General features: G+C 60.4%; 18 protein-coding genes. 9 read left to right on the top strand and 9 right to left on the bottom strand.

All coding sequences use genetic code 11. The features are described 5' to 3' along the window. Window positions 1–22: 22 nt before the first annotated feature. The 9 genes from BN1124_RS01060 to BN1124_RS01020 form a co-directional block, all read right to left on the bottom strand. Window positions 23–559, bottom strand: coding sequence for a cell division protein ZapC (locus tag BN1124_RS01060; protein WP_042638278.1), 537 nt, complete (start codon window positions 557–559; stop codon window positions 23–25). Between the two features lie 85 nt (window positions 560–644). Continuing rightward, window positions 645–1655, bottom strand: a complete 1011-nt coding sequence (gene pyrD, locus BN1124_RS01055) for a quinone-dependent dihydroorotate dehydrogenase (protein ID WP_042638276.1) — start codon at window positions 1653–1655, stop codon at window positions 645–647. A gap of 64 nt (window positions 1656–1719) precedes the next feature. Continuing rightward, on the bottom strand, window positions 1720–6561 hold the full coding sequence (locus BN1124_RS01050; RefSeq protein WP_042638275.1) for an NAD-glutamate dehydrogenase: 4842 nt from the start codon (window positions 6559–6561) through the stop codon (window positions 1720–1722). Window positions 6562–6835: 274 nt separating this feature from the next. Beyond that, the gene (locus tag BN1124_RS01045; protein ID WP_042638274.1) at window positions 6836–7057 is read right to left on the bottom strand and encodes a DUF2835 family protein; all 222 of its coding nucleotides are present in this window, start codon (window positions 7055–7057) and stop codon (window positions 6836–6838) included. An 89-nt stretch (window positions 7058–7146) separates the two neighbouring features. Next, window positions 7147–9771 carry an aminopeptidase N gene (gene pepN, locus BN1124_RS01040; RefSeq protein WP_042638272.1) on the bottom strand — a complete coding sequence of 875 codons (2625 nt, stop codon included), beginning with the start codon at window positions 9769–9771 and terminating at the stop codon, window positions 7147–7149. 148 nt (window positions 9772–9919) lie between these two features. Beyond that, window positions 9920–11935 carry a carboxy terminal-processing peptidase gene (gene prc / locus BN1124_RS01035; RefSeq protein ID WP_042638270.1) on the bottom strand — a complete coding sequence of 672 codons (2016 nt, stop codon included), beginning with the start codon at window positions 11933–11935 and terminating at the stop codon, window positions 9920–9922. Window positions 11936–11943: 8 nt separating this feature from the next. Continuing rightward, entirely contained in the window at window positions 11944–12582 is a 639-nt protein-coding gene (gene proQ / locus BN1124_RS01030; RefSeq protein WP_033131817.1) for an RNA chaperone ProQ, read from the bottom strand. A 102-nt stretch (window positions 12583–12684) separates the two neighbouring features. Next, complete coding sequence (locus tag BN1124_RS01025; protein WP_042638267.1) at window positions 12685–13143, bottom strand: GAF domain-containing protein; 459 nt, start codon at window positions 13141–13143, stop codon at window positions 12685–12687. A gap of 110 nt (window positions 13144–13253) precedes the next feature. Continuing rightward, window positions 13254–13712 carry a hypothetical protein gene (locus BN1124_RS01020; protein WP_042638266.1) on the bottom strand — a complete coding sequence of 153 codons (459 nt, stop codon included), beginning with the start codon at window positions 13710–13712 and terminating at the stop codon, window positions 13254–13256. A gap of 281 nt (window positions 13713–13993) precedes the next feature. On the opposite strand from BN1124_RS01020, the gene ccoN reads away from it, so the two are divergent. The 9 genes from ccoN (at window position 13994) to BN1124_RS00975 (ending at window position 22148) form a co-directional block, all read left to right on the top strand. Then, window positions 13994–15418, top strand: coding sequence for a cytochrome-c oxidase, cbb3-type subunit I (gene ccoN, locus BN1124_RS01015; RefSeq protein WP_033131820.1), 1425 nt, complete (start codon window positions 13994–13996; stop codon window positions 15416–15418). 16 nt (window positions 15419–15434) lie between these two features. Beyond that, window positions 15435–16049 carry a cytochrome-c oxidase, cbb3-type subunit II gene (gene ccoO / locus BN1124_RS01010; protein ID WP_042638264.1) on the top strand — a complete coding sequence of 205 codons (615 nt, stop codon included), beginning with the start codon at window positions 15435–15437 and terminating at the stop codon, window positions 16047–16049. Window positions 16050–16060: 11 nt separating this feature from the next. Beyond that, window positions 16061–16240: a cbb3-type cytochrome oxidase subunit 3 gene (locus BN1124_RS01005; RefSeq protein ID WP_033131822.1), complete on the top strand. Its 180-nt coding sequence runs from the start codon at window positions 16061–16063 to the stop codon at window positions 16238–16240. Then, window positions 16240–17229 carry a cytochrome-c oxidase, cbb3-type subunit III gene (ccoP, locus tag BN1124_RS01000; RefSeq protein ID WP_042638260.1) on the top strand — a complete coding sequence of 330 codons (990 nt, stop codon included), beginning with the start codon at window positions 16240–16242 and terminating at the stop codon, window positions 17227–17229. Before BN1124_RS01005 ends, ccoP begins: the two co-directional genes overlap by 1 nt. 113 nt (window positions 17230–17342) lie before the next feature. Further along, window positions 17343–17831, top strand: a complete 489-nt coding sequence (locus tag BN1124_RS00995; RefSeq protein WP_042638258.1) for a FixH family protein — start codon at window positions 17343–17345, stop codon at window positions 17829–17831. 99 nt (window positions 17832–17930) lie between these two features. Continuing rightward, complete coding sequence (locus BN1124_RS00990) at window positions 17931–20336, top strand: heavy metal translocating P-type ATPase (protein ID WP_042638256.1); 2406 nt, start codon at window positions 17931–17933, stop codon at window positions 20334–20336. Between the two features lie 129 nt (window positions 20337–20465). Further along, the gene (gene ccoS / locus BN1124_RS00985) at window positions 20466–20654 is read left to right on the top strand and encodes a cbb3-type cytochrome oxidase assembly protein CcoS (protein WP_042638254.1); all 189 of its coding nucleotides are present in this window, start codon (window positions 20466–20468) and stop codon (window positions 20652–20654) included. Next, on the top strand, window positions 20638–21324 hold the full coding sequence (locus BN1124_RS00980) for a sulfite exporter TauE/SafE family protein (RefSeq protein ID WP_042638252.1): 687 nt from the start codon (window positions 20638–20640) through the stop codon (window positions 21322–21324). Before ccoS ends, BN1124_RS00980 begins: the two co-directional genes overlap by 17 nt. Before the next feature lie 68 nt (window positions 21325–21392). Further along, the gene (locus BN1124_RS00975; protein ID WP_042638250.1) at window positions 21393–22148 is read left to right on the top strand and encodes an FNR family transcription factor; all 756 of its coding nucleotides are present in this window, start codon (window positions 21393–21395) and stop codon (window positions 22146–22148) included. Window positions 22149–22228 lie beyond the last annotated feature (80 nt).

Here is a 22228-nt window from a genome sequence, read left to right as displayed (position 1 = left end):
TGTCTGACGATCGCTTTATCCGTCAGCTGACTTGTCGATATTGCGCCGCAGGCGCGGCCCTGACCTGCATGCGATTATTCATCACCTTGATCACCCCGAAACGGGGCAGGATCTTGCTGGTGGTCAATATCAGATCCTCGGTCAGGTTCAGGCAGACGCTCGCCTGCTCTCCCGCCTCGATCACCATAAATTCACCCTTGCCATGAGCTGTCTGCATACAGACCAAGGTGCCTGTTTCCAGCGCACATTGGGCATGTTGTTCATTAAAGAACCAGCTTTGTGGCATCAAGGGTTTATAAAAGCGGCTGACGGCGATGGCATTCAGTACCAGTTGAACCTGATGGGGTGTACTCCAATTGAGCTCGGCAATCTTGTCCATCAACTGATAATAGAGGGCGGCGTCGTCCACACAGAATGGCTGAGTGGTGAAGGAGCAGGGCACCAGCTGTCGCCCTTTATATTCGGTGGCAAATATCATGCGATCTGATAAATCCAGCATCAGACGATCATCCTGGGCATCATAATGCCACTGCCAATTGTCATTCGGTTGGATACACATGAAGTTGCCCTTACTTAAGCCGTTACTCGACTTTATTCCATGTCGAGAATTTGAGCAACTTTAAATAAGGGCAACGGATTATTTTTTAAATATGGGTGACGATCTCTTTGACCAGACTCGGGCCTTTATAAATAAAGCCGCTGTAAATTTGGACCAGTGTGGCACCGGCGGCCAATTTCTCCCGGGCAGCCATGGCACTGTCGATACCCCCTACCCCGATAATCGGCAGGGCGCCGTCGAGGGCCTTGGCCAGCTGGCGGATCACCTCTGTGCTCTTGTGCTGCAGCGGGCGACCGCTCAGGCCACCCGCCTCACCGGCGTGAGGAAGATCGTAAATCATCTCGCGATCCAGGGTGGTATTAGTGGCGATGACCCCGTCGATCCCGTTTTTGATCAAAGAGGCCGCCACCTGGTTAATTTCATCCAGGCTCAGATCCGGCGCAATCTTGACGGCGAGCGGCACGTATTTTTTATATTTCGCCGCCAGCTCCTGTTGTCTTACCTTCAGCGCCGCCAGCAACTCATCCAGCGCCTCGCCGTATTGCAATTGACGCAGGCCCGGGGTGTTGGGAGAAGAAATATTGACCGCTATATAACCGGCATGATCATAAACCTTGTCCATGCAGATCAGGTAATCGTCCTTGCCCTGCTCGATGGGAGTGTCCTTGTTCTTGCCGATATTGATGCCGATGACACCCTGATATTTCGCTTCCCGAACCCGGGCCACCAGATGATCGACGCCCTTGTTGTTGAATCCCATGCGGTTGATGATCCCTTCCGCCGGAATAACCCGGAACAAACGGGGCTTGTCATTTCCGCTCTGGGGTTTGGGGGTCACGGTGCCGACTTCGATAAAGCCGAATCCCATGGCGCCAAATGCATCGATACACTCCCCGTCTTTATCCAGACCAGCGGCCAGACCCACCGGATTGGCAAAATTAAGCCCCATACAGGTGACGGGGCGTTTGGGCAGTGAATGGCGGAAGAAACAATCGAGTGGTGTACCGAGGAGGCGGGGCAAATATTTGATGGAGAGATCGTGCGCCTGTTCCGGATTGAGCTTGAACAGGAAATGCCTGGCAAGGGGGTACAGCATGTTTGCTCCTTAAAAAAGCCCCGGCGACTGGCCGGGGCTTTTGGTGTGATGATGCCAATAGACGTTATATCGAGGTTCGGCAATTCAACTGGAGCAGGTTCAACTCTCGCAAGGCCACCGAGAACTTGGCGAACTCGTGAGTGCTGGTGGTCTTGAAGTCGGCCAACATATGGGTCCAACGGGACAAGAGTTGCTCATGCTCCGAAATCCAGTCGGCCAGTATGGTAGCGCATTCCCCCTGCTCTTTGCACCCTTCCAGTACCACAGAGGTGAGGCTGCGTTGCTGCCAGTCCAGGTCCTCGCGGAAGGAGGCCCGCGCCATCGCCTGCCAGTGGTTGCCCACCGGCTGATGGTTGATCTGCTCGAGGAACCAGTGCAGATCCAGCTTGGCACCGAGGCGGTAGTAGACGTTGGCGGCGCGCAGGATGTCGGTCTTGTGCTCCGCGGTGATCTGCGCCAAGTCTAGGCTGGAGAACAGGCTGCTCATGTGCGCCACCTGACGGGCGATGTGCTCGGGCACTTGCTTGGCCACCAGATCGGCGACCTTCTGCTGGTGCTCGGCCACTTCGCTTTCGTCCATCACCTCGTACAGGTGCTCCCCTAAGGTCTCGAAGGCCGGGCGGAAGAAGGCGATGTTTTCGCTGATGCTCCAACTGCGGTTGCGGGCGCGCAGGAACCAGCGAGTGGCACGGCGCACGATGCGGCGGCTGTAGAACATCAGCTCGAGCTGGGTATTGGCATCCACCAGGTTGTCGCACCCTTCGATGTCACGCCACAGCTGGTTCAGGCCGAATACCTCCCGGGCCATGGCGAAGCAGCAGGCCACTTCCGCCACTGAGGCACCGGTCTCGTCCTTCATCCGGCTGGCGAAGTTCAGCCCCATGTCGTTGACCAGCATGTTGGCGACGCGAGTCGCGATGATCTCGCCGCGCAGCGGATGCTGGGCAAGCTCTGCGCCGAAACGCTGTTGCAGCTGGGCCGGGAAGCTGGTCACCAGCATGTTGGCGAGGAAGGGCTCGTCGGTGACTTCCGGGCAGTTGAGCTGCTCTTTCAGTACCATCTTGCCATAGGCCACCAGCACGGCGAGCTCGGGGCGGGTCAAGCCCTGCCCTGCCGCCATCCGCTCGGACAGCTCCTCGTCGGAGGGCAGGAACTCCAGCGCGCGGTCCAGCTTGCCTTCACGCTCCAGCCCCTGGATGAAGCGCTGCTGCTCTTTGAGCTGCTCGGCGCCGCGGAAGGCGGTGACCGAGATGGACTGGGACTGGCGATAGGCGTTGGTGATGACCACTTGCGCCACCGCGTCCGTCATCTCGTACAGCATCTGGTTGCGCTGCTTGAGGGTCATGTCCCCCGCGGCCACCAGCTGGTTGAGCAGGATCTTGATGTTGACCTCGTTGTCGGAGCAATCCACCCCGCCCACGTTGTCGGTAAAGTCGGTGTTGATGCGACCGCCCTGGCTCGCATATTCCACCCGACCGAGCTGGGTGAAGCCGAGGTTGCCGCCCTCCCCCACGATCCTGGCGCGCAGATCGCGGCCGTTGACCCGCAACACGTCGTTGCTGCGATCGCCGACGTCCGCATCGCTCTCGCGGGCGCTCTTCACATAGGTACCGATGCCGCCGTTCCAGAGCAGATCCACGTTCAGGCACAGCAGCGCCTTGATCAGCTCGTTCGGGGCCATGCTGGCCTTGTCGGTGCCGAGCAGGGTCTGCATCTGCGGGCTCAGCTTGATGGACTTGGCCGAGCGCAGGAAGATGCCGCCACCCTCGGAGATCAGCTCGCGGTTGTAGTCGTCCCAGCTCGAGCCCGGCAGATCGAACAGGCGCTGGCGCTCTACGACACTCTTGGCCGCATCCGGCGTCGGGTCGATGAAGATGTGCATGTGGTTGAAGGCGCCCACCAGCCGGGTGTGCGCGGAGAGCAGCATGCCGTTACCGAAGACATCGCCCGCCATGTCGCCTATGCCCACACAGGTGAAGTCCATGGTCTGGCAGTTGAGGCCGACTTCCCGGAAGTGGCGCTTGACCGACTCCCAGGCGCCGCGCGCCGTGATGGCCATCTTCTTGTGGTCGTAGCCGACCGAGCCGCCGGAGGCGAACGCATCGCCGAGCCAGTGGCCGTATTCGTGGCTCAACTCGTTGGCGATGTCGGAGAAGGTGGCGGTGCCCTTGTCGGCGGCCACTACCAGGTAGTAGTCATCCTCGTCGTGGCGAACCACATCACGGGGCGGGATCACCTCACCGGCGATGATGTTGTCGGTCACGTCCAGCAGGCCGCGGATGAAGAGGCGATAACAGGCCTTGCCCTCCTCCTGAATGACGGCGCGAGGGGCGCCCACCGGCATCTGCTTGCAATAGAAGCAACCCTTGGCGCCAACCGGCACTATGACGGTGTTCTTGACCTGCTGCGCCTTGACCAGACCCAGCACCTCGGTGCGGAAGTCTTCCTTGCGATCGGACCAGCGCAGGCCGCCACGGGCCACCTTGCCCCAGCGCAGGTGCACCCCTTCCACTCGCGGCGAGTAGACGAAGATCTCGAACTTCGGCAGCGGCAGCGGCATGTCGGTAATGCTGGAGGGGGCCAGCTTGAAGGAGATGTAGGGCTTGATGTTGCCCTCGTTGTCCAGCTGATAGAAGTTGGTGCGCAGGGTGGCGTCGATCATCTCCATGTAGCGGCGGATGATGCGATCGTCGTCCAGGTTTGCGACCTGATCCAGCTTGGCGGCCAGCTGCTCGTGCAGCTTGGTCTGGGCCTTGGCGTCCTGTTTCACGGCCGGGTTCAGGCGCAGATCGAACAGGGTGAACAGCAGCTGGGCGATGTCGGGATAACGGGTCAGCGTCTCCTCGATGTAGGACTGGCTGAAGGAGACACCGGTCTGGCGCATGTATTTGGCATAGGCGCGCAGCACCGAGACCTGACGACCACAGAGACCGGCTCCCAGCACCAGGCGGTTGAAACCGTCGTCTTCCAGGGTCTTGTTCCAGATGGCGGCGAAGGCCTGCTGGAAGCGCTGCTGGCTCTGGGCCAGGCTGAACGGCTGCTCACCGCGCAACAGCATGGAGAAGTCGAGGATCCAGAACACCTCGCCGGTGGGAGTCCGTACCTGGTACGGGGTCTCGCCGATGACTCTCAGCCCCATGTTTTCCAGCATGGGCAGGACGTCGGAGAGGTGGATGGGCTCGGTGCGGTGGAACAGCTTGAGACGCACCCGGCGATCATTCTCCTCCTCCTGGGCACGGTAGAACAACATGCCGAGCGGCTCGGCTTCACTCAGACCATCGAGCGCCATGATGTCCGCCACGGCGGAACCCGGCAGCACGTCTTCTTTGTAGGCACGGGGGAAGGCGGTGCTGAAACGGCGGCGCAGGGCGTTGCCACGGGCTTCCCCATAGTGGGAGAGCAGCACGGAATCCAGGCGATCATCCCAGCTGCGGGCGGCTTCAATGAGGTTGTTCTGTACTTCGTTCACATCGACATCCACGTTGTTATTGTTGACCCGCACTATGTAGTGGGTCCGCGCCAGCACGCCTTCGGAGAAGTAGACGTTGAACTCCACCTCGTCGTTGCTGCCGAAATATTGCTGCAGGATCTGCTGGGTCTTGACCCGCAGCGCCGTGTTGTAGCGCTCCTTGGTGACATAGACCATGCAGGAGAAGAAGCGGCCATAGACATCCCGGCGCACGAACAGGCGCAGCATGTCGCGCTCCTGCATCTCCAGCACCCCGAGACCGGTGGCCAGCAGCTCTTCTTCCCGGGCCTGGATCAGCTCATCGCGCGGGTAGGTCTCCAGCACGTTGAGCAGCGCCTTGTAGGCGTGGGAGCCTTTCTCGTGACCGGAGGCGGCCATGATGCGCTCGAGGCGGTGGCTGATGAGCGGGATCTGGGTGGCGCTGGTGTTGTAGATGGAGGAGGCGTAGAGACCGATGAAGCGATCCTCCCCCACCACCTTGCCGTGCTCGTCGAAGCGCTTGATGCCGATGTAATCCACGTAGGCCGGGCGGTGAACGCGTGCCTTGCTGTTGGACTTGGTCAGGATCAGCAGATCGGAGCTCAGGGCCGCGTGACGGGCGCTGGCGGGCATGTTGCCAAGGCGCTGGCCCTCGTCCTTGATGGAGTTCTTCATCAGGCCGAGGCTCGACTCCGCCAGAGGCAGGATCTCGTGATCCCCTTCCACCGCTTTCACGTCATAACGGCGATAACCCATCAGGGTGAAGTTGTTGGCCGCCACCCATTTGAGGAAGGCGACGCTGGAGTCCACCTCGGCCTGGCTGACCGGGTTCTTGCGTTTGGGCAACTCGTCGATGATCTCGTTGAGGCGGGCCAGCATCGGCTGCCAGTCCCCCACCGCCAACGCCACTTCACCGGCCACGGAATTCAATTCGGCGGTCAGCGCCTCCATCTCTTCCTCGCTGGTGAGATGATCGATCTCGATGAGGAAGGCGGTCTCCACCGAGGTCTGCCCGTCGGTGTTGTCGAGGTCCAGAATGGCGCTGATCTTGCCCTCGCTGCCGCGAATGAGGTGCAGCGGCTGGTGCAGCATCATGTGAGCGGTGATGCCACGACGTTTGAGGGCCATGCGAATGGAGTCCACCAGGAAGGGGGAGTCCTGCAGGATGATTTCGACGATGGTGTGGGGAGATTGCCATCCGTGGCGGGTCAGCTCGGGGTTGTAGACCCGGATATAGGGCTCCGTGCCGGTGCGCAGGTTGAGCGCATTCCACAGGCTCAGCGCTGCCCCGTAGAGATCGCTGTCATTGCGATCGTGCAGATCGGTGCTGGCCATGTTGCCGTAGAACTTGGCAACGAAGCACTCGACCAGAGAAGCACTCTTCTTGGGCAACTTTTGGTGGATCAGGCTGAGAACGTTTTCGAGCAGAACTGAGGTAGGGGCGTCTTTCAATGCCATTGCTAGTTTCCTTATCGGACGACATCACCGACACGGCGGCACCCACCCTGGATGCCCGCCGGTACAGAGTTGCTGCGAAGTGTAATGGCTTGGATCCAGGAAGGCGAGCAAAGGTGCTAACGAGATGTTAAAAACAAGGGGCAGATCACGGCTTGGGTTGTGGTAAATTTTGCCAAGTTGGCAAAATTCAGAAAATCCAACTGGCTTCACGCCGATTAACCGGATAGATAATGACTTTAAGCGGATATTTACGCGGAAATATGTTCCGTTTTTGTTAATTTATGCGTTTAAGGCTAATGAATCGATGATCGTCCTGCGTTTGAAGTGAAAAGTAGCCGTATACACCACTCAATGCGACGAAAGGTCGAATTTTATCCAACCCCAGCTCCAGGGTCAGCCCCTGCTCGGTGCGCACCACCAGCCGTCTGGCATGGCCCCGATACATCAGCATGATCTCCTCGTGGCTCAGGGCCAGTCGAAAGGTATATTGCCTCATGGTGGATGTCTCCTCGTGCCATGGGGTTGTCACAATGAAACGGGCAGGAGAGCCTGGCTCCCCTGCCCGCGTTTAAGGCAAGGCCGCGATTACTGCGCCAGCGCCTTGCTCACCTTCTCGAACAGGTCGCGCGCCAGTCCGTCCAGCTTGGCCAGTCGGGTCAGCTCGGCGCGGATCAGCCCCTTGCGCTGCTCGTCCAGCCGTTTGAACTGAATGAGCGGCGTGATGAGGCGCGACGCCACCTGGGGATTGACCTCGTTGAGCTCGATCAACAGATCGGTCAGGAAGCGGTAGCCGCTACCGTCCTTGGCGTGGAACTGCACCTGGTTGTTCATGGCAAAGCTGCCCACCAGGGCCCGCAGCCGGTTCGGGTTGCGGATGCTGAAGGTGGGGTGCGCCATGGCCTGTTTCACCTCGACCAGCACATCGGCGGCTGGCTTGCTGCCCACCAGGCGCAGCCAGTTGTCCAGCACCAGGCCGTCGTGGGCCCACTTACCCTCGAAGTCGGCCAGGAGCTCGGCGCGGCACGGCAGCAGATAGCCATTGGCCACCTGTAGCGCCGCCAGGGTGTCGGTCATGTTGTCCGCTGCGGCGTATTGCTCGCGCACCAGGGCATCGGCCTGGGCCGGGCTCAGGGCCGCCAGATAACCGAGCACCACCCCCTTGAGGGCACGCTTGGCCACATCTTCGTGGATCACCCGATAACCGGTCAGGCGCAGGCTCTGGTAGGTCGCCGCCAGCCGCGCGCCGAACGCCTCGGCCAGTGCGCCCTGGATGGCGCTACGAACCTGATGAATGGCGTCGATGTCGGCGCAGTCAAACAGCTCGGCCAGGGTCGCCTCCCCCGGCAACGCCAGGATCTCGGCCTTGAGGGCCGGGTCCAGCGCGACGTCGTCGAAGATGGCGACGAAGGCGGCCAGCAGGGACTCGGAAACCTGGATGGCCTGCCCTTGCCCAACCTTCCCTACGCCGGCGATCACCGCCTTGTTGACCAGCATCTGGGCCGCGTCCCAACGGGCGAACTCGTTGCGGGCATGGCGCATCAGGAAGGCCAACGCCTCGTCGCTGTAGTCATAGTGCAGCTTGACCGGGGCACTGAAGTCCCGCAGCAGGGAGGGTACGGGCTTCACTGCAACCTGGTCGAATACGAAGGTCTGCTCTTCTTCCAGCACGTTCAGCACCTGGCCGATCTTCTCGCCCTGATACTGGAGCGGGATGGCGGCGCCGCGCTCGTCATACAGCTCGATGTCGAGCGGGATGTGCAGCGGCAGCTTCTGAGGCTGATCCTGGGTCGGCGGGGTGTGCTGGCGCACGTGCAGGCGATAGATACCGGTGGCGGTGTCGTATTCGTCGGTCACGGTGAGCTCGGGGGTGCCGGACTGGCTGTACCAGCGGCGGAAACGGCCGAGATCGACACCGGAGGCATCTTCCATCGCCTGCACGAAGTCGTCACAGGTGGCGGCGGATCCGTCGTGACGCTCGAAGTAGAGCTTCATGCCGGCCTGGAAGTTGGCTTCACCCAGCAGGGTATGCAGCATGCGGATGACTTCCGAGCCCTTCTCGTAGACGGTCAGGGTGTAGAAGTTGTTCATCTCGATCACCACATCCGGGCGGATGGGGTGCGCCATGGGGCCGGCATCTTCGGCAAACTGCGGGCCGCGTACGGTACGCACGTTGTTGATGCGGTTGACCCCGCGGGAGCCCAGATCGGAGGAGAACTCCTGATCCCGGAACACGGTCAGCCCCTCTTTGAGGCTGAGCTGGAACCAGTCGCGGCAGGTGACGCGGTTGCCGGTCCAGTTGTGGAAGTATTCGTGGGCTATGACCCGTTCGATGCCGTGGTAGTCGCCGTCGGTGGCGGTGGCGGGGTTGGCCAGCACAAACTTGGAGTTGAAGATGTTCAGCCCCTTGTTCTCCATGGCGCCCATGTTGAAGAAGTCCACCGCGACGATCATATAGATGTCGAGATCGTACTCGAGGCCGAAGCGTTGCTCGTCCCAGCGCATGGACTTGATGAGGCTCTCCATGGCGAAGCCGGCGCGATCCAGGTTGCCTCTATCCACGAAGATCTCGAGGGCCACCTCGCGGCCGCTCTTGGTGCGGTAGCTGCTGCGCTCCACGTCGAAGTCGCCGGCCACCAGGGCGAACAGATAGCTCGGCTTGGGGAAGGGATCTTGCCACTGCACGAAGTGGCGGCCACCGTCCAGCTCGCCGCTCGCCACCTTGTTGCCGTTGGAGAGCAGGAAGGGATACTTGGCCTTGTCGGCGCTGATGCGGGTGCTGTAACGGGCCAGGATGTCGGGCCTGTCCATGTAATAGGTGATGCGACGGAATCCTTCGGCCTCGCACTGGGTGCAGTAGGCGTCGCCGGACTTGTAGAGCCCCTCGAGAGCCGTGTTGGCGGCGGGATCCAGCAGGGTGACGACGGTCAGCACGCACTCGGCCGGCAGGTTGAACAGGGTCAGGCTGTTCTCCCCCTGCTCGTACTGGGTGAAGGGCACCCCATCCACGCTGATGCTGTGCAGGGAGAGTCCCTCGCCATCGAGCACCAGCGGCTCCTTGTGCTCGCCGTTGCGACGCAGACGGGAGATGGCGGTGACCTGGGTCAGCGGCTCCTGCAGCTGGAAGTCGAGATCGATGCTGTCGATCCAGTAGAGCGGCGCCCGGTAATCCTGGCGATATTTGGCCGTCATGGCCTGAGAGTGATCGGTCATTATTATCTGCTTCCACGCGTTGTTATAGACGTGTCAGAGGCTGTCACAACGCTTGGACAGGGTCAAATAGTTTGCATTCAGTGCCAGGCGCAGACAAAAAGAAAGGGCGACCGAAGTCGCCCTTTTCAACACAGATGTCTGTGATATGTCAGCTTTTCTTGCTCAGGCTGGCGAGATCCGCCGTGATGTTGGCGGCCTCAACCTGATACTCGTCCGGTGCCTCAAAATCGGTCGGCAAGGCATCCAGGCTCTTCACCGTCGGTTTGCCAAGACGGGTCAGTCGCTCATTGGCTCGCGCCAGCGCCTTCTCGTCCTGCTTGGCCTGTTCGGCCAACCGCTCGGCTTCGTTCAGGGAGACGGACTTCTTGTCCTTGTCCGCCTGATACTCCTTGATGTCCTGCATCACGTAGGCAAATTCCGGATCCTTGTTGATCCGCGCCTCGTGATCGGCCTTCAGCTTGGGCAACAGGCTGCTGAAGTCCCCGAGTTTGCCGTAGCTGGCCGAGGCGATCTGATCCCAGGGCAGCGCGTTGAACTCCTGGCTCTCCCCGGTCTCTTCCGACGAGGCGGCCGTGGGGAAACCGATGTCCGGTGCCACGCCCTTGTTCTGGGTGCTGCCACCGTTGATCCGGTAGAACTTGGCGATGGTGTACTGCACGCTACCCAGCGGCTGCTCGTAGAAGTCGTACACCTTGGCGAGGCTGCGATGCTGCTGCACCGTGCCCTTGCCGAACGAGTTCTCACCGAGGATCAGGGCGCGGCCGTAGTCTTGCATGGCGGCGGCGAAGATCTCGGAGGCCGAGGCGCTGTATCTGTCGATCATCACCGACATGGGGCCGCCGTAGTAGACGTTGCCATCGTCGTCGCCATTGACCGTGATACGGCCCATGTGATCACGGATTTGCACCACGGGACCGCTGGCGAAGAACAGACCGCTCAGGGCCGAGGCTTCGGTCAAAGCACCGCCGCCGTTGCCGCGCAGATCGACGATGAGGCCATCGATCTTCTGCTTGTTGAGGCTGGAGAGCTCCTTGATGGCATCGTCGTGCAGGTTGACGTAGAAGCTCGGGATCTCGAGTACCCCTATCTTCTTGCCTTCCGCGTTAATCACCTTGGACTTGGCGGCCCTGTCTTCCAGACGCACCTTGTCACGGGTCAGCTCGATGAGTTCGGTCTTGGCGCTGGCGCCCTTGCCGCGCTGGATCTCCAGCTTCACCTTGCTGCCCTTGGGACCCTTGATGAGTTCGACCACGTCATCCAGACGCCAGCCGATGACATCGACAATCTTGCCGTCGTCCTGCCCTACCCCGGTGATCTTGTCATCGGGTTTGAGGTGATTGGACTTGGCGGCCGGGCCACCGGGCACCAGGGAGCGAATGACGGTGAAGTCATCCTCCGCCTGCAACACGGCGCCTATCCCTTCCAGCGAGAGGTTCATCTCGGTGTTGAAGCGATCGGCACTGCGCGGCGACAGATAGCTGGTGTGCGGTTCGATGGCACGGGCGAAGGAGTTCATGAAGAGCTGGAACACATCCTCGCTCTCGGTCTGGGACATCCGCTTGATGGCGTTGTTGTAACGCTTGCCAAGCAGCTCCTTGATCTCGGGCCACTCCTTGCCGCTGAGCTTGAGGCTCAGGGCATCGAACTTGACCCGCTGGCGCCACAGCTCGTTGAGCTCGCCCTCGTCCTTGGGCCAGGCAGCCCCTTCCCGATCGAAGATGTAGTTATCTTTCTGGGTGAAATCGAAGGGAGTGTCGAGCAGTTTAAGGGCGTATTCGAACCGCTCGTAACGCCGCTGCTGACTCAGGTTGAACATCTCGTAGGCCGGCGCCAGCCGCCCTCTTTCGAGGTCGGTGTCAAAACCGGTACGGTATTTTTCAAAACGGCTGATGTCAGAGGCCAAAAACAGGTTGCGGCTGTAGTCCAGATTCTCCAGATACTTGTCGAAGATCACGGAGGAAAAGGCATCATCCAGCTTGAACTGTTTGTAATGAGAGCGGGTAAACAGATTGGCAATTCGCTTGCTGGCCGTAGCATGTTGGCTCTCTTGAGCCAACACAGGCAAATCACTTTCCTTGAGCACCGGCTCGATGGCCTGTGCAAGCCCGGCGAGCGCCAGGCTACAGGCAACGAGGGAAAAACGAATTACGCCATGCTTCAACATTTGTCTCCTTAGAGAACCAGATGCTCGAACTTGACCCGCAACATCATGCCGGTCTGCAATTGAACCTGTACGTCATCCTTGGTCACTTCCTTGATGGTCGCAGGCACAGGAGACTTGCCGAGCACCACGCGCACACCCTGATCCACTTTCAGCGTAGCGGCATCGACTTTCACCAGCGGGGCTTCGGCAACGGGGGCAGCCTTGGGAGCGGCTTTAGGCTTGTCGGAGCGGGCGGCATCGGCCTTGCGCGGCGCGGGACGGCGCGGCTGCTTTGGCTTGTCTTCCTTTTCCTTGGTATTGGTGCGGCGGCTGGCAAAGACACGTTCTTTGCTCTCTTTGAGCGCCTGCTTGGCATGTTCGATGTGCTCTTCGGTCAGCACTTCACCCGGATTGCCGTCCAGGTCGACACGGGCCTGGCCAGCCTTGAGGCCATGCAGGTAACGCCAGCTGGAGGTGTATTGACGCAGAGCAGAGCGCAGCATGGTCTTGGAGACTCTCTCGTCGTCAGCAAGACGCGCGGCCAGATCCTGGAAGATGCCAATCTTGAGTGGCTTGGCCTCTCCTTCAGCGATGAAGCAGGCCGGGAATTTCTCGACCAGGTAGGCAACGATCTCTTTACTGTTCTTCAGCTTTTCAGTGTTTTCCATGTATAACCTTGGCTTTCATATAGACGTACGGGGCAACCCCGAACACAACAAAGGCCCTATTATAGAGAGCTTGGGGCCTTTTGCGAACCATCTAGCAATGACTTAGAGCATGCTTTCCAAAATTTGCACCGTTTCTTCCAGACCAACGCGGTCCTCGGCGTCGAAACGGTTAAAAATCGGACTATCAATATCCAGCACCCCGATGATCTCGCCACCCCGGCGCACCGGGATCACGATTTCCGAGTTGCTGGCACCGTCACAGGCGATGTGACCCACGAACTGATGCACGTCGTCCACCAGTTGGGTCTTGCCCTCGGCCACCGCCGTGCCACAGACCCCGCGGCCCACCGGAATGCGCACGCAGGCCGGCTTGCCCTGGAAAGGGCCCAGCACCAGGGTGTCCCCTTGCAGCAGGTAAAAGCCGACCCAGTTGATGTCGGTCAGCTCCTGATTGAGCAAGGCAGAGAGGTTCGCCAGGGTGGCGATAAGGTCCGGCTCCCCTTCCAGCAGCGCCTGGGCCTGCTGGTTGAGAGTGCGATAAAATGCTTGTTTTTCAATCATGATTAAATGAACTTCACTCCTTGATAATCACAGCAAGGTACCGTCCTGCCTGAAAAATTCAAATCAAATTTCACTTACTCCCCCCGCCTGGCGCCAAATAATGTGCAGATTTAACGGGAGACGGAGAGCGCCAACTGCTGGCGCTGGCCATTGCTCCACTCGATGTTGAGCAGCCAGGTCATGGTCGCCGAGGTGCAGGAGCCGACCTGCGCCGTCCCCTGCCAGCCGCCGTCGCGGGCCTCAAATTGCACCGGGATCCGCCCCATGAACATCTCCTTGCCTTCCAGCCAGGCGTTGACCGGGGTGATGGCGGCATCTCCGCCCTGAAGACGCAAAACAAAGTCATGTTCAGCCTTGACCGGTAGCGTCTCGACGCCGGCCGTCAGCGGCTTGTCGCCGACTTGCAGGGGGCACGGGCTGTGGGACAGATCACAGATCTGATCATTTGTTCCCGCGGCGACCGTCGTTTGCGGGCCCGAAAACCAGGTCCGATAGGCCACCAGGGAGAGCAAAATTGCCAAAACTATCGCCAAGTGTCCGATTTTGCGTGAAGTGAGTCTCTCTTTCATGAAAAAACAGCCCTGTAAGGTACTTAAAAAATGCCATTTTCGTGATCTCGCGCAAGGTAAAAACTGACAAGCACGGGACCCGCCGGAGCCAAATATATCACTGTTTGTACTGTTATTTTACCGGTCAGTTCAGTATCATTCTCAATGAATTTTCATTTAACCACCTTTTGCTTTTCCTTTTATTAACAGATGTTAACGAGAGAATTTCGCAAATATGGGGTGAAAATGGTCCAGGTCACCGGACAAAAAACAAACAACAGCATCGGAAGCGGAAAACAACGATGAGCCATACAACAAACCATCCTGAGTACAACTACACCGTTGTGCGCCAGTTCACCGTTATGACGATCGTCTGGGGAATTGTCGGCATGTCGGTAGGTGTACTGATTGCAGCCCAGTTGATCTGGCCTGCCCTTAACTTCGACACCCCCTGGCTGACTTACAGCCGCCTACGTCCCCTGCACACCAACGCGGTCATCTTCGCCTTTGGTTGCAGCGCCCTGATGGCGACCTCCTTCTACGTGGTGCAACGCACCTGCCAGACTCGACTGTTTGGCGGCAAACTCGCCTCCTTCGTGTTCTGGGGCTGGCAAGCCATCATCCTCTCTGCCGCCATCTCGCTGCCGATGGGATTCACCTCCGCCAAGGAGTACGCCGAGCTGGAGTGGCCCATCGACATCGCCATCACAGTGGTCTGGGTCGCTTACGCCGTGGTCTTCTTCGGTACCCTGGTCAAGCGCACCACCTCCCACATCTATGTGGCGAACTGGTTCTTTGGCGCCTTCATCATCACGGTCGCCGTGCTGCACATCGTCAATAACATGGAAGTGCCGCTGTCGGGCATGAAGTCCTACTCCATGTATTCCGGTGCCATGGATGCCATGGTGCAGTGGTGGTATGGCCACAACGCGGTAGGCTTCCTGCTGACCGCCGGCTTCCTTGGCATGATGTACTACTTCGTGCCCAAGCAGGCGGGACGTCCGGTTTACTCCTACCGTCTCTCCATCGTCCACTTCTGGGCGCTGATCTCCCTCTACATCTGGGCCGGTCCGCACCACCTGCACTACACCGCCTTGCCAGACTGGGCCCAGTCCCTGGGTATGGTGATGTCCCTCATCCTGTTCGTTCCCTCCTGGGGCGGCATGATCAACGGCATCATGACCCTGTCCGGCGCCTGGCACAAACTGCGCTATGACCCCATCCTGCGCTTCCTGATCGTGTCCCTGTCGTTCTACGGCATGTCCACCTTCGAAGGTCCCATGATGGCGATCAAGACGGTCAACGCCCTCTCCCACTACACCGACTGGACCGTAGGTCACGTCCACTCCGGTGCCCTGGGCTGGGTTGCCATGGTATCCATCGGCGCCGTGTATCACCTGATCCCGAACCTGTTCGAGCAGGGCCGCATGTACAGCATCCGTCTCATCAACATTCACTTCTGGCTGGCGACCGTGGGCACCGTGCTCTACATCGTCTCCATGTGGATTTCCGGTGTGATGCAGGGTCTGATGTGGCGCGCGGTCAACGACGACGGCACCCTGACCTACAGCTTCGTGGAAGCGCTGCAGGCTTCTTATCCCTTCTACTTCGTGCGCTTCCTGGGTGGCTGTTTCTTCGTCACCGGTATGTTGCTGATGGCCTATAACGCCTATCGCACCATCACTGCGCCCAAGGGTTCCCTGGAACCCGTCGCCCAGCCCGCATGATTGAAGAGGTCCAAGCATGAGCAACAATAACCGTCACGAGATCTTCGAAAAAAGCGTCCCCATGCTGGTGGTCGGCATCATCTTTGCCATCAGCCTGGGGGGCCTGGTCGAGATCACCCCGCTGTTCTTCCAGAAACAGACCACTGAGCCGGTGGAGGGCCTCAAACCCTACACCGCACTGCAGATGGAAGGCCGCGATATCTTCATCCGCGAAGGCTGCACCAACTGCCACAGCCAGATGATCCGTCCGTTCCGCGCCGAGACCGAGCGTTACGGCCACTACTCGGTCGCCGGCGAAAGCGTGTGGGAGCACCCCTTCCTGTGGGGCTCCAAGCGTACCGGTCCGGATCTGGCCCGGGTCGGCGGTCGTTACTCCGACGACTGGCACCGCGCTCACCTGATCAACCCGCGCGACGTGGTCCCCGAGTCCAACATGCCGGGCTACCCCTGGCTTGAGCGCAACGTCCTGACCGGCGAGCTGACCGGCAAGAAGCTGGCGCTGTTCCGCGACAACTTCGGCGTGCCTTATACCGATGCCGACGTCGCAGGTGCGAGCGAAGCCGTCAAGGGCAAGACCGAGCTGGATGCCCTGGTGGCCTATCTGCAATCACTGGGTCATGCCCTGAAATAAGGAGTCGGGATATGGATTACGGCACATTTCGCGGCCTGTATACCCTGCTGTTGATGATCATCATGATCGCCATCATCGTCTGGGCTTACAGCAAGCGCCGCAAGGCCTCTTTCGACGAGGCTGCCAACCTGGTTTTTGCCGACGACGAGCAACCCAGTGCTGATAACAAGAACGCAGGAGCGAAGCAATAATGAGCACTTTGTTTAGCATTTTTGTGACCGTCATAAGTCTGGGCACCATCATCGGCTGCTTCTTGCTGCTGATGTGGTGCATGAAGGACAAGATGGGCACCGAAGAAGGTCAACCCATGGGGCACACCTTCGACGGCATCGAGGAGATCAACAACCCGTTGCCGAAGTGGTGGTCCTACATGTTCCTCTTCTTCATCGTGACCGGGCTCATCTACCTGCTGGCCTTCCCGGGTCTTGGCAACTTCAAGGGACTGCTGGGCTGGCAGAGCTCCAACCAGGACATTCGCTCCCTGGAAGAGTCCAAGGCTGCGGCGGCCTCCGCCAAGGCGGAAGGGCGCGCGGTCGAGTATGATCGCGAGCTCGCCAAGGCCGATGCCGTCTACGGCGCCAAGTTCCGCGAGCTGGCCTATCAGGCTGATGGCAAGACCTATCGCGCCATCGAGGAGATCGCCGCCGATCCGGAAGCCCGCAAGGTGGGTCAGCGTCTGTTCCTGCAGAACTGCTCCCAGTGCCACGGCTCAGATGCCCGTGGCGGGCGCGGCTTCCCGAACCTGACCGACAGCGAATGGCAATGGGGCGGTCAGCCAGACCAGATCAAGACCACCATCATGGGCGGTCGGCAAGGGGTCATGGCGGCCTGGGGCGAGATCCTGGGTCAGGACGGCGTGAAGGAAGTGGCCTCCTATGTGCTGAGCCTGTCCGGTCGCAAGGTCGATCTGGTGGAAGCCAAGAAGGGTGAGGCGCGTTTCGCCATGTGCGCCGCCTGTCACGGCCCGGATGCCAAGGGCGGCACCGCCTTCGGCGCCCCTGACTTAACCAACAACACCTGGTTGTACGGTGGCTCCCGTCAGGTGGTCGAGCAGACCATCACCCACGGTCGTCACGGGGTCATGCCCGCCTGGAAGGATATTCTGGGTGAAGACAAGGTCCAGCTGCTGGCATCCTACGTCTACAGCTTGTCCCACAACAGCGAGCAAAATAAGCAGTAACATGTGATAAGCACGTGATTACGCAGCAAAAAGCCTCGACTCTTCGAGGCTTTTTGTTATCTTGTGTTGGCTAAAACCCCTCCATTTTGTTAATCATAGGTTTCGGTAGCACTATGACCCAACCCTGGTATCGCCAATTCTGGCCCTGGTTCATCATCGCCCTCCCCTGCGCCGCCGTGGTCGCGAGCATCGCCACCGCCATCATCGCCAGCAAGGACGGTGTCAACCTGGTGGCCGAGGACTATTACAAACAGGGCAAGGAGATCAATCAGGATCTCAGCAAGTTCGATCGCGCCGAGGCCTTAGGCGTCCGCATCGCCCTCGCGGTCAAAGACGGCGAGCTGACCCTCAAGCCGCTGGCCGGCGAGATCCCCCCCGGTCAGGCTCTGCGCCTCTCTCTGTTCCACCCGACCCTGGCAGGCCATGACAGCGAGCACCTGATGACGGCCGACGGCAACGGCGTCTATCGTCTCATGCTGGACAAGCCCCTCACCGGCAAGTGGCACATTAGGGTCGATGCCTTCGACCACGACTGGCGCCTGCAAGAGACGGTCCAGCTGCCGACCAAGGCCCCCATCGAGCTGGATCCCAAGGGGCGATAAACCCCCCATGGACGGCAGTGTTCACCGCGGTTAATTCATCCCACGCACGACAACCCCTTGCTCCGCTTCGGATCGCCATCTCAAGGAGGCATCAATACCATGACCGGCTGTTTTCACTGTGGTGAGTCGGTGCCCGATGGCAGTGCCGACTATGCCCTCGAGATCAAGGGCATAGTGCAACCCATGTGCTGCCCCGGCTGCCGGGCCGTGGCCCAGACCATTCTCGAATGCGGCCTCGCCAGTTATTACGAACATCGCACCGCCCCCGGCATCAAGGGGGAGCTGGTACCCAGCGAGCTCGCCGCCCTCACCCACTACGATCTCGCCGAGGTGCAGCAGGATTTCGTGGTGGAAACCGGTTCTGGCAGTCAAACACTTCGCGAAATACAGCTCAGCGTGGAAGGTCTCACCTGCGCCGCCTGCGCCTGGCTGATCGAGCGCCACCTGACCAAGCTGCCCGGCCTGCACTATGTCAACGTCAACACCACCACCCACAGGGCCCGCATCAAGTGGGATCCGGCGACGCTGACGTTGAGCGACATCCTCAAGGGCTTCGCCAAGATTGGCTATCGCGCCTATCCGTTCCAGGCTCACAGCCAGGAGGCACTCTACGCCCGCGAGGTGCGCAGCTACATGTTCCGCATGGCGTTGGCGGGTCTGGGCTCCATGCAGGTGATGATGTGCGCCGTGGCCCTCTACATGGATCTCTTCATCAGCGTCGAAGAGGAGTTCATGATCTACTTCAAGTGGATAAGCCTGCTGCTCTCGACCCCCATCATGATCTACTCCGCCCAGCCGTTTTACGTGGGCGCCTGGCGCAGCCTGAAACAGGGCCACCTCTCCATGGACGTGTCGGTGTCGCTGGCGCTGATCGGTGCCTTCGCCGCCTCCATCTGGGCCACGGTGTTCAACACTGGTGAGGTCTATTACGACTCCATCACCATGTTTGTCTTCTTCCTGTTGCTGGGCCGGTTGCTCGAGCTGCGGGCCAGGCGCAAGGCGTCCGAATCCAGCTCCAACCTGGCGCGGCTGGTGCCCATCATGGCGACCCGCATCGACGAAGATGGCGAGTGCGAAGTGGCCGCCAAGACCCTGCGCGTCGGCGACAGGGTGCGGGTACTGGCCGGTGCCACCCTGCCCGCCGATGGCATCATAGTGGCGGGGACCGCCAGCCTCGACGAATCCATGCTGACTGGCGAACAGCTGCCCTTGCTCAAGCAAGGGGGAGATCCCGTCTATGCCGGCACAATCAATACCGATGCGCCGCTGGAGATCCGGGTCAGCCACGCCATCGAGGAGTCGCGCCTCGCCCAGATAATGCGGCTGCAAGACAGCGCCCTCGATGACAAGCCCGCCATCGCCCAGCTGGCGGATGTGCTCTCCCGCCACTTCATCCTGGTGCTGCTCCTCATCGCGGCCGCGGTCTGGACCTTCTGGCACTTCCACGAGCCGGAGCGCGCCTTCTGGGTCACCCTGGCGGTGCTGGTGGCGACCTGCCCCTGTGCCCTGTCGCTCGCCACCCCGACCGCGCTCACCTCGGCCACCGCCAATCTCACTCGCAACGGCATCTTGCTGCGCCGTGGCCATGTGCTGGACGTGCTGACCCGCGCCAACCGGGTGGTGATGGACAAGACCGGCACCCTGACCACGGGCAATATCAGCCTGGTGAGCACCCAACTGCTGGCCGAACTGAGTGAGGCCGACTGTCTCGCCATCGCCCGCAGCCTGGAGAGCCATTCCGAGCACCCCATCGCCCGCGCCTTCAAACACCTGGATTCCACCGATGCCCTGCTGACGGCCAGCGAGGTCACCCCCGTGATTGGATACGGCATTCAGGGCCTGGTGGCAGGCACCCAATACCGGATCGGCAGCGCCCGCTGGCTGGGGTTGGCAGGCGATCAGGGGCAGGATAACCAGGAGAGCGGCCTCGCCATCTACCTGGCCGACGAGTCCCGGCTGCTGGCCCGTTTCACCCTGGCCGACACAGTGAGAGCGGATGCCAAGGCACTGATTGCGGCCTTCCAGGCCGCCGGCCTCAAGACCACCATACTCACCGGCGATGGCTCTACCGAAGCCGATGCGGTTGCCCGCGAGCTCGGGGTGGATGAACTGGTGAAGGGCATGACCCCCGATGGCAAGCTCGCCTATCTCAAGGCGCGGGAGGCCGCGGGGGACATCAGCATCATGGTGGGGGATGGCATCAATGACGCCCCCGTGCTGGCGGGCGCCCACGCCTCCTTTGCCATGGCGGGGGGCACGGATCTGGCCAAGAACAGTGCCGATGCCATCTTGCTGGCGGACGATCTCTCCCGCCTGCTGACGGCCCGTACCCTGGCGCTGCGCACCCGCAAGATCATCAAGGAGAACTTCGCCTGGTCCATCGGCTACAATCTGCTGGTCCTACCGCTGGCGGCCAGCGGCTGGCTGCCCCCCTATCTGGCGGCGGCGGGTATGTCCCTGAGTTCCCTCATCGTCGTCACCAACTCCATGCGCCTGAACCGCTGACTTCCATCGCTGCATTCATGGTCTGCCCCGCCGCAGACCACATTTCTGACCGATGGCGGCTGGCCCCGGGCCCGAACAGGGTTACCATGGGGCTTAGCCGCCAGAGGCACCACCGCCAAGGTAGAGACCATGAACATCATCTTCGTCCTTATCCCCATCGCCATCCTGTTCGTCATCATCGCCGGGGTGGTCTTCTTCTGGGCCATTCGCTCCGAGCAATTCGAGGATCTCGACCGCCAGGGTTCTAACATTCTGTTCGACGAGGAAGAGCGCATGACCAAGCCGCAGGACAAGCAGCGCGATGATCAGCAGCCTTGATCTGATGGGGGCCCTGCTGGTGGGGCTGGCAGGCTCGGGCCACTGCATCGCCATGTGCGGCGGGGTCTCGGCGGCCCTCTCCATGGCCATTCCTCCCGAGAAACAGCACTTCTGGGGCAGGCTGGGTTACCTGCTCAACTACAACCTTGGCCGGATCCTGAGTTATGTGATCGCGGGCGCCCTGGTGGGGGGCTTGTTGGCCACCACCGCCGAGCTGGGGGCCGGCAAACATGCCATCGCCGGCCTACGACTGGTGGCGGCGCTGCTGATGATAGCCCTTGGCCTCTATCTGGCGGGCTGGTGGCAGGGCGTTCTGCTACTGGAGCGCATTGGCGCGAAATTTTGGCCCTATATCAAGCCGCTGGCCGGTAGATTCATCCCATTCCGCTCGGCTCTGCAGGCCCTGCCCTTCGGCATGGTGTGGGGCTGGCTGCCCTGCGGTCTGGTCTACTCCATGCTGACCTGGAGTGCGGCGGCGGGCTCCGCCAGCGGTGGAGCCCTCATCATGCTGAGCTTTGGCCTGGGGACCCTGCCGACTCTGTTTGCCTTAGGGGGCTTGGCAGACCGCTTGCGCTACTGGCTGACCCTGCGCAGTCTGCGGCTCGGCGGCGCCCTGCTGCTCATCCTTTATGGCCTGCATACCCTCTGGATTGGAATTGCATCCTTTTGAAACCCTATCCAAAACGGGTGGGTTGATGGTAAACTTGTTTGATATAAATCAATTATTCATATGAGCCTATGATCCCGGACAAGAAACCTGGCAGACGTATTCAGAGCGGTGGCTGTGCAATTCATTGCCAGGATTGCAGCATCAGCCAGCTCTGCATTCCCTTCACGCTGAACGACAGCGAGCTCGATCAGCTGGACAGCATCATCGAGCGCAAGAAGCCGATCCAGAAGGGTGAGGAACTGTTCAAGGCCGGCGATGAGCTGAAGTCGCTCTATGCCATTCGCTCCGGGACCATCAAGTCATACACCATCACCGAACAGGGTGACGAGCAGATCACCGCCTTCCACCTCGCGGGCGATCTGGTCGGCTTCGACGCCATCCACAAGCAGGCACATCCCTCCTTCGCCCAGGCGCTGGAAACCGCCATGGTGTGCGAGATCCCGTTCGATGTGCTCGACGATCTCTCCGGCAAGATGCCCAAGCTGCGTCAACAGATCATGCGGTTGATGAGCAGCGAGATCATGGGGGATCAGGAGATGATCCTGCTGCTCTCCAAGAAGAATGCCGAAGAGCGTCTCGCCGCCTTCCTGCACAATCTGTCGGTGCGCTTTTCCGAGCGCGGCTTCTCCGCCAAGGAGTTCCGTCTCTCCATGACCCGCGGTGACATCGGCAACTACCTCGGCCTCACCGTCGAGACCATCAGCCGTCTGCTCGGCCGCTTCCAAAAATCCGGCCTCATCAGCGTCAAGGGCAAGTACATCACAGTACTCGACCACGTGGCCCTCGGCGTCATGGCCGGTGCGACCCGCCCCCCCTGCGGCTGATCTTCTCTACCACCCATGTTCCAGCCGGATCTGTTCGTCCCGAAATTTGATCCGGCACACCTTCTTGCTCCCCCCCTTGG

Origin of the sequence: Aeromonas eucrenophila (genome assembly GCF_000819865.1) — a bacterium.
GTDB lineage: Bacteria > Pseudomonadota > Gammaproteobacteria > Enterobacterales > Aeromonadaceae > Aeromonas > Aeromonas eucrenophila.
Note: the sequence above shows the minus strand (reverse complement) of the source record. Positions and strands in the feature narration are given on the sequence as shown.

What these genes read in the sequence shown, in the direction of transcription:
- BN1124_RS01060 (WP_042638278.1), bottom strand. Translation starts at nt 559, where the DNA reads ATGTGTATCCAACCGAATGACAATTGGCAGTGGCATTATGATGCCCAG.
- pyrD (WP_042638276.1), bottom strand. Translation starts at nt 1,655, where the DNA reads ATGCTGTACCCCCTTGCCAGGCATTTCCTGTTCAAGCTCAATCCGGAA.
- BN1124_RS01050 (WP_042638275.1), bottom strand. Translation starts at nt 6,561, where the DNA reads ATGGCATTGAAAGACGCCCCTACCTCAGTTCTGCTCGAAAACGTTCTC.
- BN1124_RS01045 (WP_042638274.1), bottom strand. Translation starts at nt 7,057, where the DNA reads ATGAGGCAATATACCTTTCGACTGGCCCTGAGCCACGAGGAGATCATG.
- pepN (WP_042638272.1), bottom strand. Translation starts at nt 9,771, where the DNA reads ATGACCGATCACTCTCAGGCCATGACGGCCAAATATCGCCAGGATTAC.
- prc (WP_042638270.1), bottom strand. Translation starts at nt 11,935, where the DNA reads ATGTTGAAGCATGGCGTAATTCGTTTTTCCCTCGTTGCCTGTAGCCTG.
- proQ (WP_033131817.1), bottom strand. Translation starts at nt 12,582, where the DNA reads ATGGAAAACACTGAAAAGCTGAAGAACAGTAAAGAGATCGTTGCCTAC.
- BN1124_RS01025 (WP_042638267.1), bottom strand. Translation starts at nt 13,143, where the DNA reads ATGATTGAAAAACAAGCATTTTATCGCACTCTCAACCAGCAGGCCCAG.
- BN1124_RS01020 (WP_042638266.1), bottom strand. Translation starts at nt 13,712, where the DNA reads ATGAAAGAGAGACTCACTTCACGCAAAATCGGACACTTGGCGATAGTT.
- ccoN (WP_033131820.1), top strand. Translation starts at nt 13,994, where the DNA reads ATGAGCCATACAACAAACCATCCTGAGTACAACTACACCGTTGTGCGC.
- ccoO (WP_042638264.1), top strand. Translation starts at nt 15,435, where the DNA reads ATGAGCAACAATAACCGTCACGAGATCTTCGAAAAAAGCGTCCCCATG.
- BN1124_RS01005 (WP_033131822.1), top strand. Translation starts at nt 16,061, where the DNA reads ATGGATTACGGCACATTTCGCGGCCTGTATACCCTGCTGTTGATGATC.
- ccoP (WP_042638260.1), top strand. Translation starts at nt 16,240, where the DNA reads ATGAGCACTTTGTTTAGCATTTTTGTGACCGTCATAAGTCTGGGCACC.
- BN1124_RS00995 (WP_042638258.1), top strand. Translation starts at nt 17,343, where the DNA reads ATGACCCAACCCTGGTATCGCCAATTCTGGCCCTGGTTCATCATCGCC.
- BN1124_RS00990 (WP_042638256.1), top strand. Translation starts at nt 17,931, where the DNA reads ATGACCGGCTGTTTTCACTGTGGTGAGTCGGTGCCCGATGGCAGTGCC.
- ccoS (WP_042638254.1), top strand. Translation starts at nt 20,466, where the DNA reads ATGAACATCATCTTCGTCCTTATCCCCATCGCCATCCTGTTCGTCATC.
- BN1124_RS00980 (WP_042638252.1), top strand. Translation starts at nt 20,638, where the DNA reads ATGATCAGCAGCCTTGATCTGATGGGGGCCCTGCTGGTGGGGCTGGCA.
- BN1124_RS00975 (WP_042638250.1), top strand. Translation starts at nt 21,393, where the DNA reads ATGATCCCGGACAAGAAACCTGGCAGACGTATTCAGAGCGGTGGCTGT.